General features: G+C 60.3%; 16 protein-coding genes. 15 read left to right on the forward strand and 1 reads right to left on the reverse strand.

Features of this window, described 5'->3' with window-relative positions:
• The 13 genes from lpxD (at position 1) to ispD (ending at position 15665) form a co-directional block, all read left to right on the forward strand.
• On the forward strand, positions 1-1056 hold the full coding sequence (gene lpxD, locus ACKJSM_RS23000; RefSeq protein WP_236178338.1) for a UDP-3-O-(3-hydroxymyristoyl)glucosamine N-acyltransferase: 1056 nt from the start codon (positions 1-3) through the stop codon (positions 1054-1056).
• A 106-nt stretch (positions 1057-1162) separates the two neighbouring features.
• Positions 1163-1603 carry a 3-hydroxyacyl-ACP dehydratase FabZ gene (gene fabZ / locus ACKJSM_RS23005; protein WP_003222142.1) on the forward strand — a complete coding sequence of 147 codons (441 nt, stop codon included), beginning with the start codon at positions 1163-1165 and terminating at the stop codon, positions 1601-1603.
• On the forward strand, positions 1600-2376 hold the full coding sequence (gene lpxA / locus ACKJSM_RS23010; RefSeq protein WP_221398809.1) for an acyl-ACP--UDP-N-acetylglucosamine O-acyltransferase: 777 nt from the start codon (positions 1600-1602) through the stop codon (positions 2374-2376). The genes fabZ and lpxA overlap by 4 nt, the downstream gene beginning before the upstream one ends.
• A gap of 2 nt (positions 2377-2378) precedes the next feature.
• Positions 2379-3509: a lipid-A-disaccharide synthase gene (gene lpxB, locus ACKJSM_RS23015; protein WP_410238959.1), complete on the forward strand. Its 1131-nt coding sequence runs from the start codon at positions 2379-2381 to the stop codon at positions 3507-3509.
• An 11-nt stretch (positions 3510-3520) separates the two neighbouring features.
• Positions 3521-4147, forward strand: coding sequence for a ribonuclease HII (gene rnhB, locus ACKJSM_RS23020; protein WP_236178421.1), 627 nt, complete (start codon positions 3521-3523; stop codon positions 4145-4147).
• A gap of 76 nt (positions 4148-4223) precedes the next feature.
• Complete coding sequence (dnaE, locus tag ACKJSM_RS23025; RefSeq protein WP_236178340.1) at positions 4224-7745, forward strand: DNA polymerase III subunit alpha; 3522 nt, start codon at positions 4224-4226, stop codon at positions 7743-7745.
• A gap of 139 nt (positions 7746-7884) precedes the next feature.
• A complete protein-coding gene (locus ACKJSM_RS23030; RefSeq protein ID WP_064379018.1) occupies positions 7885-8832 on the forward strand; it encodes an acetyl-CoA carboxylase carboxyltransferase subunit alpha in 948 nt (315 codons plus the stop codon).
• Between the two features lie 147 nt (positions 8833-8979).
• Positions 8980-10308 carry a tRNA lysidine(34) synthetase TilS gene (tilS, locus tag ACKJSM_RS23035; RefSeq protein WP_410238960.1) on the forward strand — a complete coding sequence of 443 codons (1329 nt, stop codon included), beginning with the start codon at positions 8980-8982 and terminating at the stop codon, positions 10306-10308.
• A gap of 274 nt (positions 10309-10582) precedes the next feature.
• The gene (locus ACKJSM_RS23040; protein ID WP_011332696.1) at positions 10583-12214 is read left to right on the forward strand and encodes a CTP synthase; all 1632 of its coding nucleotides are present in this window, start codon (positions 10583-10585) and stop codon (positions 12212-12214) included.
• A 5-nt stretch (positions 12215-12219) separates the two neighbouring features.
• On the forward strand, positions 12220-13065 hold the full coding sequence (gene kdsA, locus ACKJSM_RS23045; protein WP_007954807.1) for a 3-deoxy-8-phosphooctulonate synthase: 846 nt from the start codon (positions 12220-12222) through the stop codon (positions 13063-13065).
• A 156-nt stretch (positions 13066-13221) separates the two neighbouring features.
• Entirely contained in the window at positions 13222-14511 is a 1290-nt protein-coding gene (gene eno / locus ACKJSM_RS23050; RefSeq protein ID WP_007954808.1) for a phosphopyruvate hydratase, read from the forward strand.
• A gap of 171 nt (positions 14512-14682) precedes the next feature.
• A complete protein-coding gene (gene ftsB, locus ACKJSM_RS23055; protein WP_236178342.1) occupies positions 14683-14961 on the forward strand; it encodes a cell division protein FtsB in 279 nt (92 codons plus the stop codon).
• Positions 14958-15665: a 2-C-methyl-D-erythritol 4-phosphate cytidylyltransferase gene (gene ispD / locus ACKJSM_RS23060; protein WP_410238961.1), complete on the forward strand. Its 708-nt coding sequence runs from the start codon at positions 14958-14960 to the stop codon at positions 15663-15665. The genes ftsB and ispD overlap by 4 nt, the downstream gene beginning before the upstream one ends.
• On the opposite strand, the gene ACKJSM_RS23065 is transcribed toward ispD, so the two are convergent.
• Complete coding sequence (locus ACKJSM_RS23065; RefSeq protein ID WP_236178344.1) at positions 15662-16558, reverse strand: LysR substrate-binding domain-containing protein; 897 nt, start codon at positions 16556-16558, stop codon at positions 15662-15664. The two genes, ispD and ACKJSM_RS23065, sit on opposite strands and share 4 nt — an antisense overlap.
• Positions 16559-16674: 116 nt before the next feature.
• On the opposite strand from ACKJSM_RS23065, the gene ACKJSM_RS23070 reads away from it, so the two are divergent.
• Positions 16675-17787, forward strand: a complete 1113-nt coding sequence (locus ACKJSM_RS23070) for an S-(hydroxymethyl)glutathione dehydrogenase/class III alcohol dehydrogenase (protein ID WP_410238962.1) — start codon at positions 16675-16677, stop codon at positions 17785-17787.
• A gap of 55 nt (positions 17788-17842) precedes the next feature.
• On the forward strand, positions 17843-18688 hold the full coding sequence (gene fghA, locus ACKJSM_RS23075; RefSeq protein ID WP_236178345.1) for an S-formylglutathione hydrolase: 846 nt from the start codon (positions 17843-17845) through the stop codon (positions 18686-18688).
• Positions 18689-18693 lie beyond the last annotated feature (5 nt).

Genomic DNA, 18693 nt, shown 5'->3' on the forward strand with positions numbered 1-18693 from the left:
ATGACCGTGACTATCAAGCTCGGCCAGTTGGCCGAGTTCCTCGGCGCCACCCTGAGTGGCGATCCCGAGAAGCAAATCACTGGGCTAGCCACCTTGCAGGAGGCTGGCCCAGCTCAGTTGAGCTTTCTGGCAAACCCTCAATACCGTAAATACCTGGCTGGCTCGCAAGCCGCAGCCCTGTTGCTCAAGGCTGCCGACGCGGAAGGTTATGCCGGTGATGCGTTGGTGGTGCCGGATCCTTACCTGGCTTACGCGCGCATTTCCCATCTGTTCGATCCGAAGCCCAAGGCCACTGCCGGCGTTCATCCGACGGCCGTGATTGCCGAGGATGCCGTGGTCGATCCGAGCGCCAGTGTCGGTCCCTTCGTGGTGATCGAAGCCGGTGCGCGAATCGGCGCAGACGTGACGCTCGGTGCGCATTGCGTCATTGGTGCTCGCAGTGAAATCGGCGAGGGCGGCTGGCTGGCCCCGCGGGTCACGCTGTATCACGATGTACGGATCGGCAAGCGTGTGGTGATTCAGTCCGGTGCCGTGCTCGGCGGTGAAGGCTTCGGCTTTGCCAATGAGAAGGGCATCTGGCAGAAAATCGCCCAGATCGGCGGTGTGACCATCGGTGACGATGTGGAGATCGGCGTGAATACCGCCATCGACCGCGGTGCGCTGGCCGATACCGTGATTGGCAATGGCGTGAAGCTCGACAACCAGATTCAGATCGCCCATAACGTGCAGGTTGGTGATCACACCGCCATGGCGGCGTGCGTGGGGATTTCCGGCAGCACCAAAATCGGCAAGCACTGCATGCTCGCCGGAGGTGTTGGCCTGGTAGGGCACATCGATATTTGCGACAACGTATTCCTGACCGGGATGACCATGGTGACCCATTCGATTACCGAACCGGGTGCCTATTCTTCCGGCACAGCCATGCAACCGGCGGCCGAATGGCGCAAAAGCGCGGCCCGGATTCGTCAGCTCGATGACATCGCGCGACGTTTGAAACAGCTGGAAAAGCGGTTTGGGGAAGTGACCCCTGACGGCAATGCTTCATCTGAAGGCTGATACCATTTCCATATCAAGTGTGCACAGCCTCCGGACTGCCTCCTTGATTTGCTAGAGGAGTGCGCGTCAGTCGCGCTCCCAATCTTTACATAGGCTTCCCCCCGAAATGATGGACATCAACGAGATTCGCGAATACCTGCCTCACCGTTACCCGTTCCTGCTGGTGGACCGGGTAGTGGAGCTGGATACGGAAGGCAAGCGCATTCGCGCCTACAAGAATGTCAGCATCAACGAGCCGTTCTTCAACGGGCACTTCCCAGCGCACCCGATCATGCCGGGCGTGCTGATTATCGAAGCCATGGCTCAGGCTGCCGGGATCCTCGGTTTCAAGATGCTTGACGTGAAACCGGCTGACGGCACCCTTTATTACTTTGTCGGCTCCGACAAGCTGCGTTTCCGCCAGCCAGTGCTGCCGGGGGATCAGTTGATCCTCGAAGCCAAGTTCATCAGTTGCAAGCGTCAGATCTGGAAGTTCGAATGCCAGGCTTCGGTCGATGGCAAACCGGTCTGCTCGGCTGAAATCATCTGTGCGGAACGCAAGCTATGAGTTTGATTGACCCTCGCGCAATCATCGATCCATCGGCCGTCCTGGCTGATGGCGTCGAGGTCGGGCCGTGGTCGATCATCGGTGCAGGTGTGGAAGTCGGCGAGGGTACGGTCATCGGGCCACACGTGATCCTCAAAGGTCCGACCCGTATTGGCAAGCACAACCGCATCTACCAGTTTTCCTCGGTAGGCGAAGATACGCCGGACCTGAAGTACAAGGGCGAAGAAACTCGTCTGGTGATCGGTGACCACAACGTCATCCGCGAAGGCGTGACGATTCACCGTGGCACCGTTCAGGATCGTTCCGAAACGACCCTGGGCGATCACAACCTGATCATGGCCTATGCCCACATCGGGCATGACAGCGTCATCGGCAACCACTGCATTCTGGTCAACAACACCGCGCTGGCCGGCCATGTGCACGTTGATGACTGGGCAATCCTGTCCGGTTTCACCCTGGTGCATCAGTATTGCCACATTGGCGCCCACAGCTTTTCCGGCATGGGCACAGCGATCGGCAAGGACGTCCCGGCTTTCGTCACCGTATTCGGCAACCCGGCCGAAGCGCGTAGCATGAACTTCGAGGGCATGCGCCGTCGCGGTTTCAGCGAAGACGCCATTCACGCGCTGCGCCGTGCGTACAAAACGGTGTATCGCCAGGGACTGACCGTCGAACAGGCGCTGGCCGAACTGGCCGAGCCGTCTGCACAGTTCCCGGAAGTCGCGATGTTCCGTGACTCCATCCAGTCGTCGACCCGCGGCATTACCCGCTGACCATGGCCAATCTGCGTATTGCGCTGGTGGCGGGGGAGGCTTCCGGTGACATTCTGGGCGCAGGCCTGATGCGTGCCCTCAAGGCACAGCACCCTGCGGTGGAGTTCATTGGTGTCGGCGGCCCGCTGATGCAGGCCGAAGGCCTGACTTCCTATTTTCCGATGGAGCGTCTGTCGGTCATGGGCCTGGTGGAAGTCCTGGGGCGGTTGCGTGAACTGCTCAAGCGCCGCAAGGACCTGATCGCCACGCTTATCGCTGAAAAACCGGATGTGTTCATCGGCATCGATGCGCCGGATTTCAACCTCAGTATCGAACTCAAGCTGCGTCAGGCCGGAATCAAGACCGTGCACTACGTCAGTCCCTCGGTGTGGGCATGGCGGCAGAAACGGGTACTGAAGATCCGCGAAGGCTGCGACCTGATGCTCACGCTGCTGCCGTTCGAAGCCAGATTCTACGAAGAGAAGGGCGTACCGGTGCGGTTCGTCGGTCATACGCTGGCCGATACCATTCCACTGGAGGCTGATCGCAACGCGGCGCGTGCCGAACTCGGTCTGTCGGACGGTCCGCTGGTCGCGTTGATGCCCGGCAGCCGTGGCGGTGAAGTCAGTCGTCTGGGTGCGCTGTTCCTCGATACCGCCCAACGCTTGCGGGCCATGCGCCCGGGTGTGCGTTTCGTCATACCGTGCGCCAACCCCGAGCGTCGTGCCCAGCTCGAAGCGCTGCTGGCCGGCCGCGACCTGCCGGTTACGCTGCTTGATGGAAAATCCCACCTGGCCCTGGCGGCGTGCAATGCGGTTCTGATCGCGTCCGGCACGGCGACCCTGGAAGCGCTGCTGTACAAGCGCCCGATGGTCGTGGCCTATCGTCTTGCGCCGCTGACGTTCTGGATTCTCAAGCGCATGGTCAAGAGCCCGTACGTTTCCCTGCCCAACCTGCTGGCCCAGCGATTGCTGGTGCCGGAATTGTTGCAGGATGATGCGACGGTTGAGGCCCTTGCCCAGACCCTGTCGCCGTTGATCGACGGTGGCGAAGAGCAGACCCGGGGCTTTGACGAGATCCATCGCACCCTGCGCCTGGACGCTTCCAATCAGGCGGCTGACGCCGTTCTGAACCTGATCGGGCAAACACGATGAGCAAGACAAGCATGCAGATGGGCCTGGATTTCACCCTGGTCGCCGAAGTCGAAGAACTGGTGGCCGGTGTCGATGAAGTCGGTCGCGGCCCGTTGTGCGGTGCCGTCGTCACCGCGGCGGTGATCCTTGATCCGAACCGGCCGATCCTCGGTCTCAACGACTCGAAAAAACTCACCGAAGCCAAGCGTGAAAAACTCTACGACGAGATCTGCGAGAAGGCGCTCAGCTGGTGCATTGCCCGTGCCGAAGTCGAAGAAATCGACGAGCTGAACATCCTTCACGCCACCATGCTGGCGATGCAGCGCGCCGTCGCTGGCCTGCATATCCAACCGAAACTGGCGATGATCGATGGCAACCGCTGCCCGAAATTGCCGATGCGTTCCGAAGCCGTGGTGCAGGGTGACGGCAAGGTGCCGGCGATTGCGGCTGCGTCGATTCTGGCCAAGGTCAGCCGTGACCGGGAGATGGCGGCGTTCGAATTGATCTATCCGGGTTACGGCATCGGCGGCCATAAAGGCTATCCGACGCCCGTTCATCTGGAAGCGCTGGCGCGCCTCGGGCCGACGCCGATTCACCGGCGTTCGTTTGCCCCGGTGCGGCAGGCTTATGAAGCGCTGGAAGGCCTGACGCAGGTTTAGCGGCAAGGCTGATGTTTTGTTCGGGGCCCGGTACAATCCGGGCCTTGTTGTCTCTATGTAACTGGACAGGATCACTATGCCGGCTTCATTCGTTCATCTACGCCTGCACACTGAATACTCCCTGGTCGACGGGCTGGTGCGGATCAAACCGCTGGTCAAGGCCCTGACCGGCATGGGCATGCCGGCCGTTGCGGTGACCGACCAGAACAACATGTGTTCGCTGGTCAAATTCTATAAAAACACCATGGGTGCCGGGATCAAGCCGATCTGCGGCGCCGACCTGTGGCTGTCGAACAAGGACCCGGATGGTCCGCTGAGCCGCATCAGCCTGCTGGTGATGAATGCCCAGGGCTATCGCAACCTGACCGAGCTGATTTCCCGTGGCTTCATCGACGGTCAGCGCAACGGCATGGTCATCATCGAGCGCGAGTGGGTCGCCGAGGCCAACGAAGGCCTGATCATGCTGTCCGCCGCCAAAGAAGGCGAGATCGGCATGGCCATGATCGGCGGCAACCCCGCCGAAGCCGAGGCGCTTGCCCGCGAATGGATGGCGGTGTTCCCGGATCGCTTCTATCTGGAAATCCAGCGCACCAACCGTCCGAACGACGAAGAACAATTGCACGGCGCCGTGGCCCTGGCCGACAAGCTCGGCGCGCCGCTGGTTGCCACCAATGATGTGCGCTTCATCAAGCAGGAAGACTTCGCCGCCCACGAAACCCGCGTCTGCATCGGTGAGGGCCGCGCCCTCGACGATCCGCGGCGTTCGAAGAACTACAGCGATCAGCAGTACCTGAAAAGCGCCGAGGAAATGGCCGAGCTGTTCAGTGACCTGCCGGATGCGATCGAGAACACCGTCGAGATCGCCAAGCGTTGCAACATCGACGTGAAACTGGGCAAGCACTTCCTGCCGGATTACCCGATTCCCGATGGCATGACCATCGACGAGTATTTCCGCAAGGTCTCCTTCGATGGCCTGGAAGAGCGCCTCAGCGTGCTGCTGCCCAAGGACACCACCGAAGACTACGAGGCCAAGCGTCAGGTCTACGTCGACCGGCTGAATTTCGAGCTGGATATCATCATCCAGATGGGGTTCCCCGGTTACTTCCTGATCGTGATGGACTTTATCCAGTGGGCCAAGAACAACGGCGTGCCGGTGGGCCCTGGCCGGGGGTCGGGTGCCGGATCGCTGGTGGCCTATGTGCAGAAGATCACCGACCTCGACCCGCTGGAATATGACCTGCTGTTCGAACGTTTCCTCAACCCGGAACGGGTATCGATGCCCGACTTCGACGTCGACTTCTGCATGGATGGTCGCGACCGGGTGATCGACTACGTGGCCGAAAAGTACGGCCGCAACGCGGTGAGCCAGATCATCACCTTCGGTTCCATGGCGGCCAAGGCCGTGGTCCGCGACGTGGCGCGGGCCCAGGGCAAGTCGTTCGGCCTGGCCGATCGCCTGTCGAAGATGATTCCGTTCGAAGTCGGCATGACCCTGGAAAAAGCCTACGAGCAGGAAGAGATCCTGCGCGACTTCATCAAGGTCGATGAAGAAGCGGCGGAAATCTGGGAGATGGCGCGCAAGCTCGAAGGCGTGGTGCGCAACGTCGGCAAACACGCCGGTGGTGTGGTAATCGCACCGACCAAGCTGACCGACTTCTCGCCGATCTATTGCGACGAGGCCGGCGACGGTCTGGTGACCCAGTTCGACAAGGACGACGTCGAGGCGGCCGGTCTGGTGAAGTTTGACTTCCTCGGCCTGCGGACCCTGACGATCATCGACTGGGCGCTGAAGACCATCAACCGCGACCGCGCCAAGGTCAACGAGCCGCCGCTGGACATCGCGTTCATCCCGCTGGATGACAAGCCGACCTATCAGTTGCTGCAAAAAGCTGAAACCACCGCGGTGTTCCAGCTTGAATCCCGCGGCATGAAAGAGCTGATCAAAAAGCTCAAGCCCGACTGCCTCGAAGACTTGATCGCACTGGTGGCTCTGTTCCGTCCGGGCCCGCTGCAATCGGGCATGGTGGATGACTTCATCAACCGTAAGCACGGTCGCGCTGAACTGGCGTATCCGCACCCGGATTACCAGTACGAAGGTTTACAGCCGGTACTGGCGCCGACGTACGGCATCATCCTGTATCAGGAACAGGTGATGCAGATCGCCCAGGTCATGGCCGGTTACACCCTCGGTGGTGCGGACATGCTGCGTCGGGCGATGGGCAAGAAGAAACCCGAGGAAATGGCCAAGCAGCGCGGCGGTTTCATTGAGGGTTGTGCGTCGAACAATATCGACGCGGATCTGGCCGGTAACATTTTCGACCTGGTAGAGAAATTCGCCGGCTACGGCTTCAACAAATCCCACTCCGCCGCCTACGGCCTTGTCTCGTACCAGACCGCCTGGCTGAAAGCACACTACCCGGCGCCGTTCATGGCCGCGGTACTGTCGGCGGATATGCACAACACCGACAAGGTCGTGACCTTGATCGAAGAAGTGCGCACGATGAAGCTGCGCCTCGACGCGCCGGACGTGAACACCTCGGAGTTCAAGTTCACGGTGAACGACGAAGGCCGCATCGTGTACGGCCTGGGCGCGATCAAGGGCGTCGGTGAAGGCCCGGTGGAAGCGATCACCGAGGCCCGTCAGGCCGGCCCGTTCAAGGACCTGTTCGACTTCTGCGCCCGGGTCGACCTCAAACGCATCAACAAGCGCACGCTGGACGGACTGATCCGCAGCGGCGCGCTGGATCGCCTCGGCCCGTACTTCCATGACGAGCAAAAGGCTTACCAGGCCAACATCGACCGCAACCGCGCCGTGCTGCTGGCGGCGATGGAAGAGGCGATCAAGTCGGCCGAGCAGACCGCGCGCACTCGTGACAGCGGTCACGCCGACCTGTTCGGCGGGCTGTTCGTCGAAGAAGACGCGGATGTTTACGCGGTCCACCGCAAGGCGAAAGAACTGACCCTCAAGGAGCGGCTCAAAGGTGAAAAAGACACCTTGGGCCTGTACCTGACCGGCCACCCGATCGACGAATACGAGGGCGAAATCCGTCGTTTCGCCCGCCAGCGCATCATCGACCTGAAACCGGCCAGGGACACCCAGACCGTGGCGGGGATGATCATCGCCCTGCGGGTGATGAAGAACAAAAAGGGCGACAAGATGGGCTTCATCACCCTCGACGACCGCTCCGGGCGGATCGAGGCGTCGCTGTTCGCCGATGCGTTCCACTCCGCGCAGTCGCTGCTGCAGACCGACGCAATGGTGGTGGTCGAAGGCGAGGTCAGCAACGACGACTTCTCCGGCGGCCTGCGCCTGCGGGTCAAGCGGGTGATGAGCATGGAAGATGCGCGTACCAACTTGGCCGAGAGCCTGCGCCTGAAATTGCAGACCCAGGACCTGAAAGGCGATCAGCTACGCTGGTTGGGTGAATTACTCAAGCGTCATCGCGGTGCGTGCCCGATCACCATGGAATACACCAGTCCCGATGCGAAGACCTTGCTGCAGTTTGGCGAGACCTGGCGGATCGACCCGGCGGATGCCTTGATTCAAGCCCTGCGTGACCAGTTCGGGCGAGACAACGTCTTCCTCCAATACCGTTGACCGGCAGGTGCCATTAAAGCGCCTGCCCACAACCTGAATTTTTAATCTCGACCTCAGCGCGCCTCTCCCTTAAGGTAGGGCGCGAATAGACAACCGGCCGGCCCAAGCTCATTTGGGACACGACCCAAGACGGACGCCTATGAACCCGAATTTTCTAGATTTCGAACAGCCGATCGCCGACCTGCAAGCCAAGATCGAAGAGTTGCGCTTGGTCGGTAATGACAATTCGCTGAATATCGGCGATGAGATCTCCCGCCTGCAGGACAAGAGCAAGACGCTGACCGAAGACATCTTCGGCAAGCTGACCAGCTGGCAGATCGCACGTCTGGCGCGTCACCCGAAACGTCCTTACACCCTGGACTACATCGACCACATCTTCACCGAGTTCGACGAACTGCACGGTGACCGTCACTTCTCCGACGACGCGGCCATTGTGGGCGGCGTGGCACGTCTGGAAGACCAGCCAGTGATGGTGATCGGTCACCAGAAGGGCCGTGAAGTGCGTGAAAAGGTACGCCGCAACTTCGGCATGCCGCGTCCGGAAGGCTACCGCAAGGCTTGCCGCCTGATGGAAATGGCCGAGCGCTTCAAGATGCCGATCCTGACCTTCATCGACACTCCGGGCGCGTACCCTGGCATCGATGCTGAAGAGCGCAACCAGAGCGAAGCGATTGCCTGGAACCTGCGCGTCATGGCCCGCCTGAAAACCCCGATCATCGCCACTGTGATTGGTGAAGGCGGTTCCGGCGGTGCACTGGCGATCGGCGTGTGCGACCAGCTGAACATGCTGCAGTACTCGACCTACGCGGTGATCTCCCCGGAAGGCTGCGCTTCGATTCTGTGGAAAACCGCAGAGAAGGCGCCGGATGCTGCTGAGGCCATGGGCATCACCGCCGAGCGTCTGAAAGGCCTGGGCATCGTCGACAAGGTGATCAGCGAGCCCCTGGGCGGCGCCCACCGTGATCCGGCCGCTGCTGCTGCATCGATCCGCGCCGAGCTGAGCTCGCAACTGGCGATGCTGAAGAAGTTCGACAACGAAGCGCTGCTCAAGCGTCGTTACGATCGTCTGATGAGCTACGGTCTCTGATCGAACGCCGATTTGGCTGACAATGCAAAACACTGTGGGAGCGGGCTTGCCCGCGAATGCGATGTAACATTCAACAATTGTGTTGGCTGTTTCACCGCTTTCGCGAGCAAGCCCGCTCCCACATTTGGTTTGTGAAAAGGTAGAAAAATGGGTCAGCCCTCGATTGATTTGCCTTCCAGGCTTCTGCGCAATCTCAAGCCCTGGCTCAGCGCTTCCCATTGGCGCGTCGCCTTCTCCGGTGGCCTCGATTCCACCGTCCTGCTGCACATTCTGGCCAATCTCGCCAAAACCCAAACCATTCCGGCGCTAAGCGCCATCCATGTTCATCACGGCCTTCAGGCTGTGGCCGACGCATGGCCGGCGCATTGCCAGGCGGTTTGCGATGAACTGTCGGTGCCGCTGCAAGTGGTGCGTGTGCGGGTGCAGCCAGGGGCGAGTCTGGAGCGGGCGGCACGGGATGCGCGCTATGCAGCGTTCACTGCGGCGACCCGGGCCAAGGATGTGCTGCTGACCGGGCAGCACCGCGATGATCAGGCCGAAACACTGTTGTTCCGTCTGCTGCGTGGCGCCGGGGTCCGAGGTCTGTCAGGCATGCCAGCCCAGCGAGCGCTGGGGCAGGGCAGGCTGGTTAGGCCTTTGCTCGACATCACACGCGCAGAGCTGGAAGCCTATGCTCGGGAACATGGCCTGCATTGGGTCGAGGATCCGTCGAATCAGGATTGGCAGTTCTCGCGCAATTACCTGCGCCATCAGGTCATGCCACTGCTGACCGGGCGCTGGCCGCAGGCACACGCCAGCATGGCCCGCAGCGCGGCGCATTTGCGTGAGGCGCAGGGGTTGCTTGATGAGCTGGCGAAGATTGATCTGGCGCAAGCGAGCATGCCTGGCGAGTTCGAATGGCCGGGATTGCCATCACTGGAGTTTGCAGCTATCGCGGGGTTATCCGATGCCCGTCAGCGAAATGCACTCAGCCACTGGCTTGAGCCGCTGACCCGACTGCCGGATACCGACCATTGGTCGGGTTGGGCGGACCTGCGGGACGCCGGCAACGATGCCTCGCCGATCTGGCGTCTGGCGGATGGCGCGTTGCACCGAAGCGCCGGTCGCTTGTGGTGGCTCAGCGGACAATGGCTTCGCACGCCGGTGGTCAGCGGCGACTGGCACGAGCCCTCGCTGGCGCTACGCTTGCCCGATAACGGACGTGTCATGTTCAGCGGTCAGGCTCCCGCAGGTCCGCTGCAAATCCGCTATCGGCGGGGCGGCGAGGTGATGTATCTGGCGGAGCGCGGCCATCGTGATCTCAAGCGCCTGCTCAATGAGCGCGCGGTGCCGGGCTTCGTGCGTGGCAGATTGCCGCTGCTGTTTCGCGGTGAGGAATTGCTCGCCGTGGCGAACCTGCCGGGGCTCGATGGCAATGCGCTGCAAGGCTGGCGATTGCATTGGCAGCCTTCGGACGAAGATCAAGGTTTGAGATGAAGGGGGCATTCCGGTAGACTACGCTCCCTTCTTGATACAACTTCTGTGGATTCGCCTGAATTGCAGGAGTTGCCGATTACCAAGCAGTCTTTGCTGGGCGATTCCAAAAAATGTGTAGCGAGCAACGTACCGGTGTTTTCACTTCCGGTCTGTCCCAACGCGGCGGTTTTTTTGAAAGATGCACTGTGATTAATGCAGGTGATCGGGGGCTTCGGCCTTCCTTCGCTTTCCCCGGCGGCTCGGACCGCTTTAACGCAGACTTCTAGGGTTTTTCATGACGCGCTACATATTCGTCACGGGCGGTGTTGTTTCTTCTTTGGGGAAAGGCATTGCATCGGCTTCATTGGCGGCCATCCTGGAGGCGCGGGGGCTTAAGGTCACCATGCTGAAGCTGGATCCGTACATCAACGTCGACCCGGGCACCATGAGCCCGTTCCAGCACGGTGAAGTGTTCGTCACCCACGACGGCGCCGAGACCGACCTGGACCTGGGCCACTACGAGCGGTTCATCCGCACGACCATGACCCAGAACAACAACTTCACCACCGGCCGTGTCTACGAGCACGTGCTGCGCAAAGAGCGCCGTGGTGACTACCTGGGTGCAACCATCCAGGTGATTCCGCACATCACCGACGAAATCAAGCGTCGCATCATCAAGGGCGCCGGCGATGCCGACGTGGCCCTCGTGGAAATCGGCGGTACCGTTGGCGACATCGAATCGCAACCGTTCCTCGAAGCCATCCGCCAGTTGCGTGTGGAAGTCGGTTCCAAGCGCGCGATGCTGATGCACCTGACCCTGGTTCCGTACATCGCCACCGCTGGCGAAACCAAGACCAAGCCGACCCAGCACTCCGTGAAGGAACTGCGTTCGATCGGCCTGCAGCCAGACGTGCTGATCTGCCGCTCCGACCATCCGGTGGATGTGTCGTCGCGTCGCAAGATTGCGCTGTTCACCAACGTTGAAGAGCGTGCGGTGATCTCCCTGGAAGACGTCGACACCATCTACAAGATTCCGGCCGTGCTGCACGCCCAGGGTCTGGACGATTTCGTCGTCGAGCGTTTCGGCCTGCAATGCAATGGCGCCGACCTGTCCGAGTGGGAAAAGGTCGTCGATGCCAAGCTCAATCCAGAGCACGAAGTCACCATCGCGATGGTCGGCAAGTACATGGAGCTGCTGGACGCCTACAAGTCGCTGATCGAAGCGATGAGTCATGCCGGCATCACCAACCGTACCAAGGTCAACCTGCGCTACATCGATTCCGAAGACATCGAGAACCAGGGCACTGCGCTGCTGGAAGGCGTCGACGCGATCCTCGTACCGGGCGGCTTCGGTCTGCGTGGCGTTGAAGGCAAGATCACTGCCGTTCAATACGCTCGCGAAAACAAGGTTCCGTACCTGGGTATCTGCCTGGGCATGCAAGTGGCGGTCATCGAGTTCGCCCGTAACGTGCTGGGCTGGAAAGATGCCAACTCCACCGAGTTCGATCGTGCCAGCGGCCATCCGGTTGTCGGTCTGATCACCGAGTGGGAAGACGCCACCGGTGCCGTTGAAGTGCGTACCGAAGCGTCCGATCTGGGCGGCACCATGCGCCTCGGCGCTCAGGAATGCCTGCTCGAAGCCGGCTCCAAAGTGCACGACTGCTACGGCAAGGATGTGATTGTCGAGCGTCACCGTCACCGTTACGAAGTGAACAACAACCTGCTGCCGCAAATCATCGAGGCCGGCCTGAAGATTTCCGGTCGTTCTTCTGATGCCGCGCTGGTTGAAGTGGTCGAAGCTCCGGATCATCCATGGTTCGTCGCTTGCCAGTTCCACCCTGAGTTCACCTCGACGCCACGCGATGGCCATCCGCTGTTCAGCGGCTTCGTCAAAGCGGCATTGGCTCAACACCAGAAGAAGGCGTAACCCCGATGGCACAGAAGATCATCCGCGTCGGCGACATCGAGATTGCCAACGACAAACCCATGGTGCTGTTCGGCGGCATGAACGTGCTGGAAAGCCGTGACATGGCCATGCAGGTTTGCGAAGAGTACGTGAAGGTCACCGAAAAACTCGGTATCCCTTACGTGTTCAAGGCCAGCTTCGACAAGGCCAACCGTTCTTCTGTGACCTCCTATCGCGGTCCTGGCCTGGAAGAGGGCATGCGCATCTTTCAGGACATCAAACAAGCCTTCGGCGTGCCGATCATCACCGACGTCCACGAGCCTGACCAGGCCGCGGTCGTCGCCGAGGTCTGCGACATCATCCAGCTGCCGGCCTTTCTGTCGCGCCAGACCGATCTGGTCGTCGCGATGGCCAAGACCAACGCGGTGATCAACATCAAGAAAGCCCAGTTCCTCGCGCCTCAGGAAATGAAACACATCCTGAACAAGTGCGTGGAAGCGGGTAACGATCAGTTGATCCTTTGCGAGCGCGGTTCGAGCTTCGGCTACAACAACCTCGTGGTCGATATGCTCGGCTTCGGCATCATGAAGCAGTTCGAGTATCCAGTGTTCTTCGACGTGACCCATTCGCTGCAAATGCCGGGCGGTCGCTCCGACTCCGCCGGCGGTCGCCGCGCCCAGGTCACCGACCTGGCCAAGGCTGGCATGAGCCAGTCGCTGGCGGGCCTGTTCCTCGAAGCGCACCCGGATCCGGACAACGCCAAATGCGACGGCCCTTGCGCCTTGCGTCTGGACAAACTGGAGCCGTTCCTGGCCCAGCTCAAAGCCCTGGACGAACTGGTGAAGAGTTTTCCGACGGTAGAAACCGCGTAAACCTCAATTCTCCGGTAAAGTACCGCACGATTTGTCGCTCATGCCCTCGGGTATGAGCGTTGTCGTCTGCAAGCTGCCCGCTGCACACCACTTGCCGACGGTAAAAAGATTTCCTCTAGCTGCGTCGTTTTCGTCAACTTTGGAGTGTTTACAACAATGGCAAAAATCGTCGACATCAAAGGTCGTGAAGTTCTCGACTCCCGTGGCAACCCCACCGTGGAAGCGGACGTGCTTCTCGACAACGGCATCATCGGCAGCGCTTGCGCGCCGTCCGGTGCATCCACTGGCTCGCGTGAAGCGCTCGAGCTGCGTGATGGCGACAAGAGCCGTTACCTGGGCAAGGGCGTGCTCAAGGCGGTAGCCAACATCAACGGTCCGATTCGCGATCTGCTGCTGGGCACCGACCCAAGCGACCAGAAAGCCCTGGACCACGCGATGATCAAGCTGGACGGAACCGAAAACAAAGCGACCCTGGGCGCCAACGCCATCCTCGCCGTGTCCCTGGCTGCGGCCAAGGCGGCTGCACAGGATCAGGACCTCCCGCTGTACGCTCACATTGCCAATCTGAACGGCACGCCGGGTGTGTACTCGATGCCGGTTCCGATGATGAACATCATCAACGGTGGCGAACACGCCGACAACAACGTCGACATCCAGGAATTCATGGTTCAGCCGGTGGGCGCCAAGTCTTTCTCGGAAGGTCTGCGCATGGGCACCGAGATTTTCCATCACCTCAAAGCCGTTCTGAAGGCCCGTGGCCTGAGCACTGCGGTTGGTGACGAAGGCGGTTTCGCGCCGAACCTGGCTTCCAACGAAGACGCACTGAAAGTGATCTCCGAAGCGGTGGCCAACGCCGGTTACAAGCTGGGCACCGACGTGACCCTGGCTCTGGACTGCGCAGCCAGCGAATTCTTCGAAGACGGCAAGTACAACCTGTCCGGCGAAGGCCAGGTGTTCACCGCTGAAGGTTTCGCCGACTACCTCAAAGGGCTGACCGAGCGTTACCCGATCATCTCGATCGAAGACGGTCTGGACGAGTCCGACTGGGCTGGCTGGAAGATCCTCACCGACAAGATCGGCGAGAAGACCCAACTGGTCGGCGACGACCTGTTCGTGACCAACACCAAGATCCTGAAAGAAGGCATCGACAAGAAGATCGCCAACTCGATCCTGATCAAGTTCAACCAGATCGGCACCCTGACCGAAACCCTGGAAGCCATCCAGATGGCCAAGGCTGCCGGTTACACCGCCGTGATCTCGCACCGTTCGGGCGAAACCGAAGATTCGACCATTGCCGACCTGGCCGTGGGTACTTCGGCTGGCCAGATCAAGACCGGTTCGCTGTGCCGTTCCGACCGCGTTTCCAAGTACAACCAACTGCTGCGTATCGAAGAGCAGTTGAATGGCAAGGCCAAGTACAACGGTCGCAGCGAGTTTCGCGGCTGAGCAGTAAATGATAGAAAGACACCGGATTGTGTCGGAAAAGTCGTGACAGCGATGGATTTGCCACTAATCTGATGCCTTATATGCACAAGCCTGGATATTCCAGGCTTCGTGCTATCAGATGCTTCAAAGTTTTGGCGTGGCTGTCTTTTTTCACTGGATACCTGATATTCGATGCGCAGTCCTTACTGGTTGTTTCTCGTTTTGCTCTTGCTGCTGGCCGGTCTGCAGTACCGCCTGTGGTTGGGCAATGGCAGTCTGGCGCAAGTTGCCGAACTGAATCAGCAGATTGCTGATCAGCACGCCGAGAACGAAGCCCTGCTGGAGCGCAACCGGGTGATGGATGCTGAAGTCAGCGAGTTGAAGAAAGGCATGGAGACCGTCGAAGAGCGGGCTCGTCACGAACTGGGCATGGTCAAGGACGGCGAAACCCTTTACCAGTTGGCCCAATGATCGATTCCCTGCCGGCCTTCTGGGCCGTGATTCCTGCCGCGGGCGTTGGCGCCCGCATGGCCGCGGACCGTCCCAAGCAATACCTGCTACTGGGCGGGCGCACAATTCTTGAGCACAGCCTCGGCTGTTTCCTCGATCACCCGAGCCTCAAGGGGCTGGTGATCAGTCTTGCCGTCGATGATCCTTATTGGCCGAACCTGGCCAGCGCCAGCGATCCGCGAATTCAACGGGTTGACGGTGGCGCCGAACGTTCCGGTTCGGTGCTCAACGCCTTGCTGCATTTGCATGCGCAAGGCGCGGACGACGAGGACTGGGTGCTGGTGCACGATGCGGCACGGCCCAATCTCAGTCGTGACGATCTCGACAAACTGCTCGCAGAACTTGCGAACGACCCGGTCGGTGGTTTGCTGGCTGTGCCGGCGAAGGACACCCTGAAACGGGTTGACAAGCACGGTCGAGTAGTGGAAACCGTGGATCGCAGTGTGATCTGGCAGGCCTACACGCCGCAGATGTTCCGCCTCGGTGCCTTGCACCGGGCATTGGCGGACAGTCTGCTGGCCGATGCCGTGATCACCGATGAAGCCTCGGCAATGGAGTGGGCCGGGTCGGCGCCGCGTCTGATCGAAGGCCGCGCGGATAACCTGAAAGTCACCCGCCCGGAAGACCTTGAATGGCTGCGTCAGCGCTGGACCAACCGTCGTTAAATCCGATACTCCGGCCGTTCGGCCAAGCCTTCCTTGAGAAAATCCACCAGTTTGCGCACCTTCGGCGATAAGTGCCGTTGCTGCGGATACAACGCCCACACCGCTGTATTCGGCGGTTGATGCGCCTCCAGTAAAGAGATCAACGCGCCGCTGTGCAGATGCTCCAGCACGTAATAGTCCGGCAACTGACACAGCCCGACGCCTTGCAGTGCAGCATCCAGCACCGCTTGCCCACTGTTGCAGCGCCAGTTTCCCTGTACTCGCTGAGAAAATTCCCGCCCGTTTTGCTCAAGCTGCCAGATGTCCGAGCTGCCGATCAGGCAATTGTGCCGTCCCAGTTCGGACAAGCTGTGTGGGCGACCGTACCGTTCGAGGTAGGAAGGCGACGCACACAGGTACATGCGCCGCGGTGCCAGGCGGGTCGCCATCAACCGGGAATCCTGAAGCCGACCAAGACGGATCGCCAGGTCCAGACCTTCGTGCACCAGATCGAGTTGCCGGTTGGTCAGTTCGATATCGATGCGCAGTTGCGGATAGTGCCCCATGAACCGCGTCACCAGCGGCACAATGAAACGCTCGCCATACGCCACGGCACAGGTCATGCGCAGCATGCCTTTGGGTTCGCTGGTCAGGTCGCCGACTGCGCGCAGCGCTTCTTCGCGTCCGTCCTGCAGACGCTGGCAATGTTGCAAAAACGTCTGCCCGGCTTCGGTCAGCGTGACGCGCCGGGTGCTGCGATACAGCAGTCGCGTCTGCAATCGCTCCTCCAGCCGTACGATTTGTCGACTGATGTGCGAGGAAGAAACGCCCAGGCGTTCCGCCGCGGCGGTGAATTGGCTGCATTCGGCAACGGCGACGAATTCGTCGATGCCTTCCCAGCGGTTTTCGGACATGGGGATTATCCCTGTATGGCAATAATGTTTTGCTTTTGTCCGGATTATTCATCAAGCGGTGCTGGACTACACTGTTTGTCTGGTTTTTTATTCAATGGATTCACTGGAGAGTCAGCATGATCAAGTCGCGCGCCGCCGTTGCCTTCGAGGCCAAGAAGCCGCTGGAAATCGTAGAAGTCGATGTCGCCATGCCCAAGGCCGGTGAAGTGTTGCTGCGCGTGGTGGCTTCCGGGGTTTGTCACACTGACGCTTACACCCTGTCTGGCGCTGACCCGGAAGGTATCTTTCCGTCGATCCTCGGCCACGAAGGTGGTGCCATCGTCGAAGCCATCGGCGAAGGCGTGAACTCGGTGGCTGTCGGCGACCACGTGATCCCGCTGTACACCCCGGAATGCGGCCAGTGCAAATTCTGTAAGTCGGGCAAGACCAACCTGTGTCAGGCCATTCGTGCCACCCAGGGCAAGGGCCTGATGCCGGACGGCACTTCGCGCTTTTCCTACAAGGGCCAAACGATTTTCCACTACATGGGTACCTCGACGTTCTCCGAGTACACCGTGCTGCCGGAAATCTCCGTGGCCAGGATCTCCAAGGACGCACCGCTGGAAAAGGTCTGCCTGCTCGGTTGCGGCGTGACCACCGGTATCGGCGCTGTGATCAACACCGCCAAGGTCAAACCGGGTGACACCGTGGCCATCTTCGGTCTCGGCGGCATCGGTCTGTCGGCCGTGATTGGCGCGGTGAAGGCCAAGGCCTCGCGCATCATCGCCATCGACATCAACCCGGCCAAGTTCGAAATCGCCAAGCAACTGGGTGCCACCGACTGCGTGAACCCGAAAGATTTCGATCGTCCGATCCAGGAAGTGATCGTCGACATGACCGATGGCGGCGTCGACTTCTCCTTCGAATGTATCGGCAACGTGCAACTGATGCGCGCAGCCCTCGAGTGCTGCCATAAAGGCTGGGGCGAGTCGGTGATCATCGGCGTCGCCGGAGCCGGCCAGGAAATCGCCACCCGTCCATTCCAGCTGGTGACCGGTCGCGTCTGGCGCGGTTCGGCGTTCGGTGGCGTGCGTGGCCGTACCGAGTTGCCAAGCTATGTCGACATGGCTCAATCCGGCGAAATCCCGCTGGATACCTTCATCACCCACACCATGGGGCTGGAAGACATCAACAAGGCCTTCGACCTGATGCACGAAGGCAAGAGCATCCGTACTGTCATTCATTTCTGATCAATCGCGATGCCACGGCTGCCGATGTGCAGCCGTGATTGCGTAGGAGTCCTACATGAGTCTGGAAAACATCTCCTGTCAGAAAAGTTTCGGTGGTTGGCACAAGCGCTATCGCCATCGTTCCGAGGTGCTGGGCTGCGACATGGTGTTCGCCGTATACCTGCCGCCGCAGGCAGAGCAGGGCGGCAAGTTGCCGGTGCTGTACTGGCTGTCGGGTCTGACCTGCACGGACGAGAACTTCATGCAGAAGGCCGGTGCCATGCGCATGGCGGCCGAACTCGGGCTGATCATCGTGGCGCCGGACACCAGTCCGCGTGGCCCGGATGTACCGGGTGATCCCGACGGGGCCTGGGATTTCGGTCTCGGTGCCGGGTTTTATCTGAATGCCACGCAGGAACCCTGGTCGCGGCACTATCGGATGCATGACTACGTCGTGCAGGAATTGCCTTCACTGGTTGAAGCGCATTTCCCGGCGTCGGACAAGCGCAGCATCAGCGGCCATTCCATGGGCGGTCACGGTGCGCTGGTCTGCGCGTTGCGCAATCCGGGGCGTTATCAGTCGGTGTCAGCGTTCTCGCCGATCAATAATCCGATTGATTGTCCGTGGGGCCAGAAAGCCTTCAGCCGCTATCTGGGCGAAGACCGATCGAAATGGCGCGAGTGGGATGCCTGTGCATTGCTCGCCGAGGCGAAAGAGAAACTGCCATTGTTGGTCGATCAGGGTGATCGCGACGATTTCCTCGCCACCCAACTCAAACCGGAAGCGCTGCAACAAACGGCAAAACAAGCGGGTCATCCACTGACGTTGCGCCTGCAGCCGGGCTACGATCACAGCTATTTCTTCATCGCGAGCTTCATTGACGACCACTTGCAGCATCACGCGCGCGCTCTGCACGAGTAATGCGG

This window comes from Pseudomonas sp. PHC1 (assembly GCF_046487845.1).
Lineage (GTDB): Bacteria > Pseudomonadota > Gammaproteobacteria > Pseudomonadales > Pseudomonadaceae > Aquipseudomonas > Aquipseudomonas sputi.

What these genes read in the sequence shown, in the direction of transcription:
- lpxD (WP_236178338.1), top strand. Translation starts at nt 1, where the DNA reads ATGACCGTGACTATCAAGCTCGGCCAGTTGGCCGAGTTCCTCGGCGCC.
- fabZ (WP_003222142.1), top strand. Translation starts at nt 1,163, where the DNA reads ATGATGGACATCAACGAGATTCGCGAATACCTGCCTCACCGTTACCCG.
- lpxA (WP_221398809.1), top strand. Translation starts at nt 1,600, where the DNA reads ATGAGTTTGATTGACCCTCGCGCAATCATCGATCCATCGGCCGTCCTG.
- lpxB (WP_410238959.1), top strand. Translation starts at nt 2,379, where the DNA reads ATGGCCAATCTGCGTATTGCGCTGGTGGCGGGGGAGGCTTCCGGTGAC.
- rnhB (WP_236178421.1), top strand. Translation starts at nt 3,521, where the DNA reads ATGCAGATGGGCCTGGATTTCACCCTGGTCGCCGAAGTCGAAGAACTG.
- dnaE (WP_236178340.1), top strand. Translation starts at nt 4,224, where the DNA reads ATGCCGGCTTCATTCGTTCATCTACGCCTGCACACTGAATACTCCCTG.
- ACKJSM_RS23030 (WP_064379018.1), top strand. Translation starts at nt 7,885, where the DNA reads ATGAACCCGAATTTTCTAGATTTCGAACAGCCGATCGCCGACCTGCAA.
- tilS (WP_410238960.1), top strand. Translation starts at nt 8,980, where the DNA reads ATGGGTCAGCCCTCGATTGATTTGCCTTCCAGGCTTCTGCGCAATCTC.
- ACKJSM_RS23040 (WP_011332696.1), top strand. Translation starts at nt 10,583, where the DNA reads ATGACGCGCTACATATTCGTCACGGGCGGTGTTGTTTCTTCTTTGGGG.
- kdsA (WP_007954807.1), top strand. Translation starts at nt 12,220, where the DNA reads ATGGCACAGAAGATCATCCGCGTCGGCGACATCGAGATTGCCAACGAC.
- eno (WP_007954808.1), top strand. Translation starts at nt 13,222, where the DNA reads ATGGCAAAAATCGTCGACATCAAAGGTCGTGAAGTTCTCGACTCCCGT.
- ftsB (WP_236178342.1), top strand. Translation starts at nt 14,683, where the DNA reads ATGCGCAGTCCTTACTGGTTGTTTCTCGTTTTGCTCTTGCTGCTGGCC.
- ispD (WP_410238961.1), top strand. Translation starts at nt 14,958, where the DNA reads ATGATCGATTCCCTGCCGGCCTTCTGGGCCGTGATTCCTGCCGCGGGC.
- ACKJSM_RS23065 (WP_236178344.1), bottom strand. Translation starts at nt 16,558, where the DNA reads ATGTCCGAAAACCGCTGGGAAGGCATCGACGAATTCGTCGCCGTTGCC.
- ACKJSM_RS23070 (WP_410238962.1), top strand. Translation starts at nt 16,675, where the DNA reads ATGATCAAGTCGCGCGCCGCCGTTGCCTTCGAGGCCAAGAAGCCGCTG.
- fghA (WP_236178345.1), top strand. Translation starts at nt 17,843, where the DNA reads ATGAGTCTGGAAAACATCTCCTGTCAGAAAAGTTTCGGTGGTTGGCAC.